This is a genomic window from Pseudomonas sp. PDM01 (genome assembly GCF_014852325.1).
Classification (GTDB): domain Bacteria; phylum Pseudomonadota; class Gammaproteobacteria; order Pseudomonadales; family Pseudomonadaceae; genus Aquipseudomonas; species Aquipseudomonas migulae.
The window spans coordinates 130,264-143,038 of sequence record NZ_JACVBK010000001.1 but is presented as its reverse complement, the minus strand read 5'-3'; the positions used below and the strand labels follow the sequence as shown (position 1 = coordinate 143,038).

Here is a 12,775-nt window from a genome sequence, read left to right as displayed (position 1 = left end):
TGAAGTGCAGAGAGCGATTAGGCATGGACATTCTCAAGTGCGCGATTCGTCAACCAGCACGGAGCGCCCAACGGTGTGAATGCAGCCCTGCTGGCAAATTATTTATAGTTGATATTATTTTGCCACTATATAGAAGCGCGCTCTGCCGGTGCAACTTGAATGACCGCGAGGTCACAAGCCTTGCACGGCATCACTCGGAAACGGCGATCTGGTTTCGGCCACGGGCCTTGGCTCGATACAGGGCCTTGTCGGCGTTGTTCATCAAGCTGTGCAAATCAAGGTCGGAGGCGTCCATCGACGCGACACCGAGGCTGGCCGTTATGCAATGCACCGGCCCGGTCATCAATTCGGCAATCGAGCGGATGAGTTGCTCGGCAATGTTCAGGGTTTCTTCAATCGAGGTGTCCGGGAGCAGAATGGCGAACTCCTCTCCCCCCAGCCTGCCGTAGACATCCGTTTCACGAAACGAGGTGCTGATGACCAGGCCCATCTGGCTCAGCACCTGATCCCCGACCTGATGGCCATAGGTGTCGTTGATGTGTTTGAAGTGATCCATATCCAGCATCACGGCGCACAGCGGCAGCTGATTGTTTTTGCAGTAACTGTGCAACTGCTGGGCGTGCTCGAAAAAAGCCCGGCGATTCCTCAGGCCGGTGAGTTCATCGGTCTGCGCGGCAAGATTGGAAATGCGGTGCGCCTGCTCCATTTCACGGGTCAATCGAAAGGCGGTTTCCACCGCATCGGAGAGTTTGCGGGTAGCGCTGGCCACGAAGGAGGCAAACACCAACACCGCCAGTGCCATGCCGACTTGCATCGCTGACGGCTGGAACAACAGCCATATCGTGCACGGCAACAACACCAGGCCAATGGACACCAACGTCATGTATCGGTAGGCCGAATAGCAGGACACCGCACTGACTGACATCCCGACGGTAAAAAGCATGACCAGTGACTGAGCCAGAATATCGTCCGGGGGCATCAATGCCAGCGCGCCTGCGCCCCAGATACCGGCAGATAACACCAGCGTGCTCCAGTATTTCCACTCCCATTGCTCAGGTGTGCGCGTACTTTTGTCGCTACGGAAATAGGCGATAAACATCGAGACGCGCAATGAAGTCGACGCCGTCAGAATGCCCATCCACCAAAAAATGACGTGGTGATCGAAGCGCTCCCAACACAGCAGGCACAGCATGATCGCCGCCAGGACACTGCCCGGGATCGCCGTCACCGACTGATGGAACAACTGGTGCAGGCGATCAGTGCGTACCTGCGCTGCTATCAAAGCATCCGGGTCATACCGGGGTCCGAGTCCTTCCATTTGATCCGCCTGATCATGATGCTTCGTCAAAGAAGTATTGTGGCACCCAGCCAGTAGCGCAAACAACCGAGGCCTTGAAATGTTTCCGGGCGCCAGATTGAAAGAGTACGTCTATCACGCCCCAACACTCGCCCTATTAGCTGACTTCCCGACTCAGGTCTAACCTTAGTCTGCGCTGGCGCCATAAGCCGGCCGGATTAGCGCTGAAAAGGAGACAGGAATGAGCCCGAAGCTTGACTAGGCCACCCGTGGGCCACCGCGCTGGCAACCTGATTGCCGCTGTTCAGAATTCCCGTGTGGTCACCACAATCAGTTGATCCAACTGCTGGCCCTGCAGCCTATGTCCTTGATTCCGCTCGTTGCTATTTAACGCCCGCCCCGGGCCCGATAGCCGGATGAACACGACCAAAGGTAGCTCGCACATGGCAAACGAATCGAAATGCCCGTTCAATCATGCCGCAGGCGGTGGCACCACCAACCGTGACTGGTGGCCGAACCAACTGAATCTGAAGATCCTGCACCAGCACTCGTCCCTGTCAGACCCCATGGACGAGGGCTTCAACTACGCCGAAGCGTTCAAAAAACTCGATTTTGCGGCGGTCAAGCGCGACCTGACTGCACTGATGACCGACTCACAAGACTGGTGGCCAGCAGACTTCGGTCACTATGGGCCGCTGTTCATCCGCATGGCCTGGCACGCCGCCGGCACGTACCGCACCGGTGACGGTCGTGGCGGTGCCGGTTCCGGTCAGCAACGCTTTGCCCCGCTCAACAGCTGGCCGGACAACGTCAGCCTCGACAAGGCGCGCCGGCTGCTGTGGCCGATCAAGCAAAAATATGGCAACAACATTTCCTGGGCCGACCTGATCGTCCTCACCGGTAACGTCGCGCTGGAGTCCATGGGCTTCAAGACCTTTGGTTTTTCCGGTGGCCGCGCAGACGTCTGGGAACCCGATGAAGACGTTTACTGGGGCTCGGAAAACAAATGGCTGGGCGGTGACGTTCGCTACGACAAAGCGCAAAAACCCGTGCAAGCACCCGGTGATGTTCCACTGGTGGCCGAGCCCGGGAGAAATGAAGACAGCCGTACCGATGAGGGGCGCAATCTGGAAAACCCACTGGCCGCCGTGCAGATGGGCCTGATCTATGTGAACCCGGAAGGTCCGGAAGGCAATCCCGATCCCGTCGCTTCGGCCCTGGACATCCGCGAAACGTTCGGCCGCATGGCCATGAACGACGAAGAAACCGTGGCCCTGATCGCCGGCGGCCACGCCTTTGGTAAAACCCACGGCGCCGGCCCTGCCGACAACGTCGGTGCCGAGCCGGAAGCCGCCGGCCTCGAAGCCCAGGGCCTTGGCTGGAAAAACAGCTTCGGCACCGGTAAAGGCCCGGACACCATCACCAGCGGGCTGGAAGTGACCTGGACCACCACGCCTACCCGGTGGAGCAACAACTACCTGGAAAACCTGTTCGGCTTCGAGTGGGAATTGAGCAAAAGCCCGGCAGGCGCTAACCAGTGGGTGACAAAAAACGGTGCCGGGGCCGGCACCATTCCGGATGCACACGACCCGTCCAAGCGGCGTAACCCGACCATGCTCACCTCGGACCTGGCGCTGCGCTTCGACCCGATCTATGAACCGATTGCCCGGCGCTTCCTGGCCAATCCGGATCAGTTGGCCGATGCCTTCGCCCGCGCCTGGTTCAAGCTGATCCACCGCGACATGGGCCCGCTCTCGCGCTACCTCGGCCCGGAAATGCCCAACGAAGAACTGTTGTGGCAAGACCCGATTCCGCCGGTCGACCATGCCTTGGTCAACGACAGTGACGTCGCAGCACTCAAGAGCAAAATCCTCGCCTCTGGCCTGAGCGTCTCGCAGTTGGTATCAACGGCCTGGGCGGCGGCGTCGAGCTTCCGTGGCTCCGACAAACGTGGCGGCGCCAACGGTGGACGCCTGCGACTGGCGCCACAGAAATCCTGGCAAGCCAACCAACCCGAACAACTGGCGAGCGTGCTGGCGAAACTGGAAAGCATTCAGAGTGAGTTCAACAACAGCGGCAAGAAAATCTCGCTGGCGGACCTGATCGTGCTGGCCGGCAGCGCCGGTGTCGAACAAGCCGCAAAAAATGCCGGTCACAGCGTGACGGTGCCGTTCACACCGGGACGGACGGACGCCTCGCAAGAGCAGACGGACGTCGAATCCTTCGGCTTCCTCGAACCCATCGCCGATGGTTTCCGCAACTACCTGAAAACCCGCTACCGCGTGTCAGCCGAACACCTGTTGATCGACAAGGCGCAACAACTGACCCTCAGCGCACCGGAAATGACTGTGCTCGTGGGCGGCTTGCGGGTGTTGAACACCAACGTCGGACAAACCCGACACGGGGTGTTTACCCAGCAACCGGAGGCGTTGACCAACGACTTCTTCAAAAACCTGCTGGACATGGGGGTGGAATGGAAGCCGGTGTCGGACGCCAATCAGGAGTTCGAAGGCCGCGATCGCAAAACCGGCCAAGTGAAATGGACCGGGACGCGGGTCGATCTGGTCTTCGGCTCGAATGCACAACTGCGGGCCTTGGCCGAGCTGTATGCCAGCAGTGATGCGAAGGAGAAATTCGTCAAAGACTTCGTAGCGGCCTGGACGAAGGTGATGAACCTGGATCGTTTTGACCTGTAGGAGCCAGCTTGCTGGCGAAGCGGTGGCGGCCGTGAGGACGCCATCGCCGGCAAGCCGGCTCCTACAGGTTACGGGGTTCATCGATGGATTCTTGTAAATAAACGGTACCGCTGAAACAACAACGCCTCCCAAGTGGAGGCGTTGTGCTTGTTGCGCATTGAAGGAAGGAATCAGGTCGGAGAGATCGTGGCCAAGGCACCGATCAAAATGGTTAACAGCAGAAATCCACCCAGAAAAATGGCCATCTTGGGCATGGGGCCTCCTACATGATGAGTTTGCGGTTCAGTGGCTACCGCGACTGCGGACCGTGCGGTCATTGTGGGGCGCAGGCCGAGTACATGACAGATGCAGATAGCGCAGAAAAATACGGATCAGAGCAAAATCGCCCCGGGCGAGACACCACCCAACCTGTAGGAGCCCGGCTTGCTGGCGATGGCGTCCGTGAGATCGCCATCGCCGGCAAGCCGGCTCCTACAAATTGCGGGGTGTTTGGGATTGAGGGCCCACACAAAACCTGTAGGAGCCAGCTTGCTGGCGATGGCGTCCGCGAGATCGCCATCGCCGGCAAGCCGGCTCCTACAAATTGCGGGGGTGTTCGGGATTGAGGGTTAACGCAAAACCTGTAGGAGCCCGGCTTGCTGGCGATGGCGTCCGTGAGATTGCTATCGCCAGCAAGCCGGCTCCTACAAATTGTGGGGGTGTTCGGGATTGAGGGTTTACGCAAAACCTGTAGGAGCCCGGCTTGCTGGCGATGGCGTCCGTGAGATCGCCATCGCCGGCAAGCCGGCTCCTACAGATTGTGGGGGTGTTCGGGATTGAGGGGTCACGCAAAACCTGTAGGAACCGGCTTGCTGGCGATCCAGGCGCTGCGGTGCATCAAGTACGCTGATAACTACAGGGACGGCGAGCCGGCTGGCTCAGCCACTTCCCGAGTGAGGAAGTCGATCAAGGCCCGTGCGGTCGCTGACAATTGGCGATGGGGCGGATAGATCACCGAGAACGGTCGGGAGCGTCCGCCCGACTGTTCAAGCAGCGGCACCAGGCGTCCACTTTGAATGCGCTCGCGGACGATGAAATCGTAGCTCTGGCAAATCCCCATCCCATGCTCGGCCAGGGACACAATGCCCAGCACGTCATCGGACACCTGCACATTCGCCTCGGGTATCCACTCCCGATCAACCCCCTCTTCGCGAAACAGCCAGGGCCCGACGCGGCCGCTGCTGGGCATCACAAACGGCAGGCAGGCATGCGCCGCCAGTTCGTCGACACTGCACGGTGTGCCGGCACGTTTCAGGTAGTCCGGCGCGGCGACCAGGCACAAACCCGCGTCCTCAAGCTTGCGTCCGATCAGGCCGCTGTCCGGCAATTGCCCGAGACGAATCGCCAGGTCATACCCTTCCGCCACCAAATCCACATTGCGATTGCTGATGCTCAACTCGATGCGCACTTGCGGGTACTGCCGGGTAAAGCGGCACAGCAATGGCGGCAACCGGAAATGCCCGTAGGTCGTCGGCACACTCAGCCGCACACGCCCGGTCAACTCGCCTTCCTGCCCCTGGATCGTTCGTTCGGCATCATCGATCAACCCGAACGCCGCGCGGGATTGTTCAAGGTAAAGCAGGCCCGCCTCGGTCAGGCTCAGACGCCGGGTCGTGCGCCGCAACAGCTGGACGCCGAGGCGCGCTTCCAGGCGCGAAATCGCCCGGCTGACCACCGACGGCGTGGTCGCCAGAAACACCGCCCCGGCGCTCAACGAGCCCTTTTCCACCACGGTGACGAACACTTCAACGTCCGCGAGATAATCGAATCGGCGGGTCACTCTTACCTCCAAAGAACAAGTGCTTTCCTTCACAGCGAGTTTATCGCCCACACAGGCATGAATATAGTGAATCAACGATCCGGCGACCGCCGATCGATCACCTCACTGTTCGGAAGCTCCCATGCGCCCTATCGCCCGACTCGCCCTCGCCATGACCATTTCCGCGGCTGCCTTCAACGCACAGGCCAGCAATGTCCTGATCGTGCTGTCCGATTCCGACCACCTCGACCTCAAGGACCAGAAGGTTTTCGCCACCGGTTTCTACCTGAACGAACTGATGCAACCGGTGAAACTGCTGCTCGATGCCGGGCACTCGGTCACCTTCGCCACACCGACTGGCAAGGCGCCGACACTGGACCAATCGTCCAACGACAAGATGTATTTCAACAATGACGTGGCGGCCTTACAGGCGCACAAGGCGCTGCTGGATCAGCTAAAAGTCACTTCAAAAGGCGAGTCGCCGGTCATCAGCCTGGCGCGGGTCGAACAGATCGGCTACGAGCATTTCGACGCCGTCTACGTCCCCGGCGGCCACGCGCCGATGCAAGACCTGCTGCACAGCGCTGCGCTGGGAAAACTGCTGAACAACTTCCATGACAACGGCAAGACCACCGCCCTCGTCTGCCACGGTCCGATTGCCCTGCTGTCGACCCTGGCCGATCCCGTCGCATTCACCCGACAACTCGAAACCGCTGGCAAAGCCTCCACCAAAGGCTGGACCTACGCCGGCTACAAATTCACCGTCATCAGCAATCAGGAAGAGGAATTGGCCAAGGGCTTGTTGAATGGCGGCGCGATGAAGTTCTATCCGCAAACGGCGCTGGAACAAGCGGGCGGCGTCTATCGCAGCAACACCTCGCCGTGGACCTCCAACGTCGTCATCGACCGCGAACTGGTGACCGGCCAAAACCCAGGTTCCGCGCTGGACGTGGGCAAGGCAATCGTCGAGCGTCTCAAGCCTCGGAGCTAGAGACTGAGTGGTCCCGGAATGGTAAAACTCGTGGCGTTGTTTTTTGTTTGAATGACCTCGAAAAAGGATCACATCGGTGAAGTCACCCGCCACGCCAGATTCAAGTGTCACAGCCGAGTCTGGCCTGCGCCTGCAAACCCGGCTGATCGCGCTGGTGGTGGCGGTGACCTTTTTCATGGAGAACCTCGACGCGACGGTCATCGCCACCGCGCTGCCCACCATGGCCAGCGCATTCGGCATTACGCCGGTCGACATGAACATCGGCATCACCGCCTACATTCTTGCTGTGGCGATCTTCATCCCGCTGTCCAGCTGGATCGCCGACCGCTTTGGTGCGCGAAAAGTGTTTGCCGGCGCAATCATCGTCTTCACCCTCGCCTCGCTCCTGTGCGGGCTCAGCCAGAACATCGAAATGTTCGTTTTCGCCCGCGTGCTCCAGGGCATCGGCGGCGCGCTGATGGTGCCGGTGGGACGCCTGGCCGTGCTGCGCAACACCGACAAAAAAGACCTGGTGAAAATGATCGCGGTGATTACCTGGCCCGGCCTGGTAGCGCCCATTCTCGGGCCAATCGTGGGCGGCCTGATCGTCACCCACGCATCATGGCCGTGGATCTTTTACGTCAACCTGCCGCTCGGTGCGTTGGCGCTATTTGCCGCACTGTGGCTGGTGCCCGAAGGACGTGAAGCAAACGTACGCCCATTCGACGGCAAGGGATTCGCCCTGCTGGCCGGCGCCTGCGCCTCGCTGCTGGGCGGCCTGGAATGGCTGGGCAGCCAGCACGGCAACGCCATGTACTCAGGACTCGCGCTAGTGATCGCCGGCGTGATCCTCGCCGCATGGGCCGTGCACCACTGCCGACATCACACCCACCCGCTATTGCCGCTCGGCACCGTATCCATCAACACCTTCCGGGTCAGCCTCTTCGGCGGATCACTCTTTCGCCTGGCCATCAGCGCCTTGCCGTTTTTGCTACCGCTGTTGTTCCAGGTCGGCTTCGGCTTATCGCCCGTCGACGCCGGCCTGCTGGTGCTCGCAGTGTTCGCCGGCAACCTGGCGATGAAGCCGTTCACCACGGCGATCATGCAGCGTTATGGCTTTCGCCAAGTCCTGCTGATCAACGGTGTCATCGGCGTCATCTCGATTGTCGCCTGTGCCTTCTTCACCCCAGAGACACCCTTTGCCGTGATTGCCGCTGTGCTATTTGTCGGCGGCTTGTCGCGATCCATGCAATTCACTTGCTACAACTCCATCGGCTTTGCCGACGTACCCAAGACGCGCATGAGCGAAGCGTCGGCGTTATTCAGCTTGTTTTTTCAACTGGCCATGGGGTTGGGGGTGACGGTTGCCGCGTTGTTGTTGCGAGCGTCGATGTCGGTGCAAGGCCATGAGTTGCAGGCGCAGGTGGCTGACTTTCGAGTGGCGTTTGTGGGTGTGGCGGTGTTGGGGTTGTTGGCGTTGGTTGATGTGATCAGGTTGCCCAAGGATGCAGGGGACAGTGTGTTGAAGCGGGTTTGAACCTGCCTCAAAGCGGCTGAACAGAGACGGCTCATTCGAGCCGCCCCTGTACTTGATTACCCGCGTTTGGGCAATTTCCAGTTGGGTCGGATGAAGTGGCAGGTATAACCGTCGGGAAGCCGTTCGAGGTAATCCTGGTGTTCCGGCTCCGCTTCCCAAAACGGCCCGGCCGGGGTGATTTCGGTGACCACCTTGCCGGGCCAAAGGCCGGAAGCTTCGACGTCGGCCACGGTGTCTTCGGCAACCTCTTTCTGCTCATCGCTGAGGTAGAACAACGCAGATCGGTAGCTCGCGCCGACATCGTTGCCTTGGCGATTTTGGGTGGTCGGGTCATGAATCTGGAAAAAGAACTCGAGAATCTGGCGATAGCTGATTTGTTGCGGATCAAACACGATCTCGATGGCTTCCGCGTGATTGCCGTGGTTGCGATAAGTCGCGTTCGGCACATCGCCTCCCGAGTAACCCACCCGTGTGGACAGCACGCCGGGGTAACGTCGCAGCAAATCCTGCATACCCCAGAAGCAACCACCGGCCAGGATGGCGGTTTCGGTTTGCGTCGTCATGAACGGTCATTCTCCTCAATGAAAGTAGCGCGTTATTGATTACGGATCGGACTGTTGAACGAGTCGGAGCGACTGCCGCAGGGGTGTCGACGCAATGATCATAAACCTTAACCGCTACGCCGTAAGCTCGACGTAGCTCGACTCCCCACCACCCGTCGCGCCCGACAACCACCCCCAAACGAAGGCCAGAGTGGTACGCCCGGCGTGATCAACGCCCACCGTGCCACGAGACCAGCCGGCAAGCATCTCGCCATTCGCCGTCAAACACTGAAAAAGCAGCTCAATGGTATCGGGGCCTGTCACACGCCCGACTTGATGACCGATGCGTATCCGTCCGCCCTGGTAAGTGCTCGAAATGGCATTCCCCTCGACGTGGTAGTGAAACACGGTGCCGGCACCGGACAGCCCTTGAGCGTTATTCGCGACGGTAAACCGGCGATTGTTCAAACGCTCGCTGATTTGAGAAAAGGGGGTTTCCATGAATGTCGCGTCCTTTGGTTGAGAGGTTCCGTTTTTAGGCTTTGATGATCCTAACTCATTCTTTTCCGAGTGATGAAGGCACTGGGTTGGCGATCTCTGATGCTGTGACTTCAATCCAAAAACAAAAAAAGCTCTGCCCCGACTAATTGGGGCAGAGCTTCTGTTGGCGCATCACGTTATATCAACGCCCTCGCCTACTCCTGCGGGTCAACCTGATCCAGCACCCGATTCACCGTCAATTCCGCTAACGCAATCATTTGCTGAATGCCCAGCGCCAAATTGCATTTGGGACCTTCGAGTATGAACGCCAGCTCACTGGCCATAACGCTTGCAGAAGCGAGTGTTTCGCACGCGTGAACCAGCAAGGTTTCAGTGTTTGCGGTGGGGACGACGGCGAAGATCGGGTTTGCCCGGCGCTCGGCCTCGGCGGGTTTGCGGGGTGGGGATTCAGAAGTTTCGGATGGGTTAACGTTTTCGTCGAGCATTTGGAACTCCAATGAACTGGGCTCCTATGAGAAAGACGGGCTACCACACCCGGTCGCTGTATTGGCAGCGGCAGAGGGAGGTTAGTAATGTTGCTTCCTAGGTGCAAGCCTATTAGGTTGTAGGAAATTTCGATGTAGTTTGGCGACGAATCTGTGGGGTTGCCTTCGGCCGAAGCAATTTTCTGTGAGCAGGCAGTTCGGCTATTTGCGGTACATCGACAGCACACGGGTGGAGCTTTTCGGGCCAGCGGGATCGGGTTGTCGCATTGGTAAAGAATACAGTGGCACTTTATCGCCTTGAGAGGCAGGCTAGAGTGGTTCATGTCAAAGGGAAGGAGCTTATGGAGATCGACCTTACACATCCAACAAAACTTTATCGATACTCAGAGCGAAAGTGGTTAGAGCGATCACTTGAGCTTGGAGAGTTTCGTCTTCGGCCCGCATCCGACTATAAGCAGCATGAGATGGATCCAGCGAGGCACGACGATGAGCTGTTTCGTATTAGTAAATCTCCCGCCAGCTCTGTGTGCATCACTCTCAAAAGCACTGGGCAAATTATCAAGCCAATCGGCGATGTCGTCTACCGATCAGAAGTCGGAACAAACTACTTTACTATCTGTTTTTCCAAACGATGGGATGAACATCTATTTGACGAATTTCCAAACACCGACTCCTGCTTGGTAATTCATGACGTAAAAGAATTTAGTAATCGATTTCACTCAGCTGCTGAAGGACTTCTTCCTGAGTGGATCGGTGTTGATGCTGCGATTGAATATGGAAAGCAAAGCAAACTTGGTGCAGTTTTTTCAAAGCCACTTCTATTCGCTTTACAGCATGAGTGGCGTTTTGCTTGGCGTCCATCGCTACCGATTGAGCACCTAGATCCAATAACAATCGAAATTGGTAGCATCATTGATATTGCAGAAATCGTCGACAGGTCAAACCATGTCGTGTCACGCGCCTAAGAAACGGCATCAATCATTTGCTAAGGCGAGCAACTTAAATCACCTCGAATCCCACTTATAGGGGACCACTTATAGGGGGCAGATTTATTTTTTAGAAAAAAATCCAAAAATAAATCTGTCACCTTTTTTTGAGATGGCATTTTGATATTTCGCGGTGTACATTATCGTCATAAAAATATAAAAATCGCTCCAAACAGATGAAAACCTCTATATTTTTAAACTCAAAAAAATGAGCCGACCGTATGCCTCTTAGCTCCAACTCACTAATCCACCTTACTAACACTAGAAAAGCTCTTGAAGGAATTCTTGAAAATAGCTTTCGCGTCAAGTACTGCAAAGAGAAAATAAAGTGGAATGAAAAAACATCAACCATTCATGTCCCAATGGTTAGTTTTTGCGACATACCCCTATCACAAATAAAAGACCACATATCTAGCTATGGATGTTATGGCATTGGACTCACAAGAGAGTGGGCCGTTCGCAACCGTTTAAACCCCGTACTCTATGTTGAACAGTACTCTCATCTTGCACACAGCTATGAACAGGCGCTTACACATTTCAGCAAGAATGACGATGATGAAGACGAAGCGGCAGATAGAGCACACAAACAATTAGTTGATATTGCCAGATACACAAAAAACTATGAAGGCATGCTTGAACGTAACGGTGAACCTCCAAAAAAATATAGATTTTCAGATGAGAGAGAATGGAGATACGTCCCTGATATAGACCACGCATGCAAGATGTACTACAACAAAGTAGAGTTTGGAGAATCTGGTGCAAAAGAAGAAGCCGCAAAAAGTGTCGCTGACTTGCGCTTAAAATTTGAACCTGACGACATCAAATATATAATCATAAAAGACGAAAGAGAAATAACTGAATTTATAAATCATCTTCGCGCGTCAAAAGGAGCCAATTTCAACATGCATGTCGTGGAGAAATTAACAACCCGCATACTGACATCAGAGCAAATAAAAACAGACTTCTAATCAAACAACAAAAAAACCCGAAAACTCAGATGGAAAACCATTAAAAAAAAACGGGACAGACTTATTAAACGCTATAAAAATAATTCCGTCCCTTTTTCCTATATCACGATATAGCAGCCATTAAATATTGAAGCTATCCGCAATTGCCCCCGAAAAAACTGCCTCTACCGGCCCAATCAAAAACACCGCCCCCACCCCATCCCATTGAACCGTGACACTCCCGCCATCACATTCAACCTCAACGGTATCGTCCAACAACCCCCGACGAATCCCGTTAACCGCAGCACCACAAGAGCACGAACCTGAACCCAGCGGAATACCGCCCCAGCGCTCCCAAATGCGCAGCCGAATATGCTTGCGGTCAATGATCTGGACGAAATGCACATTCGTCCTCAGCGGAAACAGCGGGTGGGTTTCAAGGGTCGGTCCGATGGCCGCAATATCAATCGCCGTCAGGTCATCCATAAAATAGGTGCAGTGCGGATTACCCATACTGCACGCCGCCGGGCCGCCATCAAGGGGCAGAACCAACGTATCCATTTCATGAGCCAGGGGAACATCCGACCAGCCGAACAGCGGCGGTCCCATGCTGACGGAAATGTTGCCGTTGGAGGTTCGTTGGCAAGTGAGCAGACCCCGGTTGGTGCGGAGCGTTATCGACGTCGAATTCGATTCGCGCATCAGTCTGTCCGCAGCACCCCGCGTTGCGCTGCCACACACATCCAGCGTGGAGCCATCGGTATTCCAGAACATCAATCGCGCATCGGCGTCTTCGCAATCGAGCACCACCGCGAGTTGATTGAAACCGATGCCGCGGTGGCGATCCCCCATTCGCCGAGCCAGGGCGCTTGTCACTGGATTGGCCGAGTTTCGCGCGTCCACGACCACGAAGTCGTCGCCATTGGCGTGCATCTTATGGAAACTCAGTGGCATAGACAGATCCCTGTGGTGAATGGCCGTTTGCAGGCGATCTAGCCCCATTCGCATTGCTTTTG

General features: G+C 56.5%; 11 protein-coding genes. 5 read left to right on the top strand and 6 right to left on the bottom strand.

Annotation, left to right across the window (positions count from 1 at the left end):
* Positions 1 to 190: 190 nt before the first annotated feature.
* Complete coding sequence (locus tag IB246_RS00675; protein ID WP_008042064.1) at positions 191 to 1,318, bottom strand: sensor domain-containing diguanylate cyclase; 1,128 nt, start codon at positions 1,316 to 1,318, stop codon at positions 191 to 193.
* Between the two features lie 422 nt (positions 1,319 to 1,740).
* On the opposite strand from IB246_RS00675, the gene katG reads away from it, so the two are divergent.
* On the top strand, positions 1,741 to 3,993 hold the full coding sequence (gene katG, locus IB246_RS00670) for a catalase/peroxidase HPI (RefSeq protein WP_008042062.1): 2,253 nt from the start codon (positions 1,741 to 1,743) through the stop codon (positions 3,991 to 3,993).
* Positions 3,994 to 4,885: 892 nt separating this feature from the next.
* On the opposite strand, the gene IB246_RS00665 is transcribed toward katG, so the two are convergent.
* Entirely contained in the window at positions 4,886 to 5,812 is a 927-nt protein-coding gene (locus IB246_RS00665; RefSeq protein ID WP_008042775.1) for a LysR family transcriptional regulator, read from the bottom strand.
* Positions 5,813 to 5,933: 121 nt separating this feature from the next.
* Here IB246_RS00665 and IB246_RS00660 point away from each other — a divergent pair, with 121 nt between their 5' ends.
* Both IB246_RS00660 and IB246_RS00655 read left to right on the top strand, forming a co-directional pair.
* On the top strand, positions 5,934 to 6,782 hold the full coding sequence (locus tag IB246_RS00660; protein WP_008042774.1) for a type 1 glutamine amidotransferase domain-containing protein: 849 nt from the start codon (positions 5,934 to 5,936) through the stop codon (positions 6,780 to 6,782).
* Positions 6,783 to 6,858: 76 nt separating this feature from the next.
* Positions 6,859 to 8,298 carry a DHA2 family efflux MFS transporter permease subunit gene (locus IB246_RS00655; protein WP_008042773.1) on the top strand — a complete coding sequence of 480 codons (1,440 nt, stop codon included), beginning with the start codon at positions 6,859 to 6,861 and terminating at the stop codon, positions 8,296 to 8,298.
* A 56-nt stretch (positions 8,299 to 8,354) separates the two neighbouring features.
* On the opposite strand, the gene msrA is transcribed toward IB246_RS00655, so the two are convergent.
* From msrA to IB246_RS00640, 3 genes are all read right to left on the bottom strand, one after another.
* Positions 8,355 to 8,861, bottom strand: a complete 507-nt coding sequence (gene msrA / locus IB246_RS00650) for a peptide-methionine (S)-S-oxide reductase MsrA (protein ID WP_008042771.1) — start codon at positions 8,859 to 8,861, stop codon at positions 8,355 to 8,357.
* A 114-nt stretch (positions 8,862 to 8,975) separates the two neighbouring features.
* Positions 8,976 to 9,341 carry a hypothetical protein gene (locus IB246_RS00645; protein WP_008042768.1) on the bottom strand — a complete coding sequence of 122 codons (366 nt, stop codon included), beginning with the start codon at positions 9,339 to 9,341 and terminating at the stop codon, positions 8,976 to 8,978.
* Between the two features lie 194 nt (positions 9,342 to 9,535).
* Complete coding sequence (locus IB246_RS00640; RefSeq protein WP_008042766.1) at positions 9,536 to 9,826, bottom strand: DUF6124 family protein; 291 nt, start codon at positions 9,824 to 9,826, stop codon at positions 9,536 to 9,538.
* Positions 9,827 to 10,167: 341 nt separating this feature from the next.
* On the opposite strand from IB246_RS00640, the gene IB246_RS00635 reads away from it, so the two are divergent.
* Complete coding sequence (locus tag IB246_RS00635) at positions 10,168 to 10,791, top strand: hypothetical protein (protein ID WP_157222790.1); 624 nt, start codon at positions 10,168 to 10,170, stop codon at positions 10,789 to 10,791.
* Between the two features lie 242 nt (positions 10,792 to 11,033).
* Positions 11,034 to 11,780, top strand: a complete 747-nt coding sequence (locus tag IB246_RS00630) for an abortive infection system antitoxin AbiGi family protein (protein ID WP_008042762.1) — start codon at positions 11,034 to 11,036, stop codon at positions 11,778 to 11,780.
* 120 nt (positions 11,781 to 11,900) lie between these two features.
* Here IB246_RS00630 and dapF read toward each other — a convergent pair whose 3' ends face one another.
* The gene (gene dapF, locus IB246_RS00625) at positions 11,901 to 12,713 is read right to left on the bottom strand and encodes a diaminopimelate epimerase (protein WP_008042759.1); all 813 of its coding nucleotides are present in this window, start codon (positions 12,711 to 12,713) and stop codon (positions 11,901 to 11,903) included.
* Positions 12,714 to 12,775 lie beyond the last annotated feature (62 nt).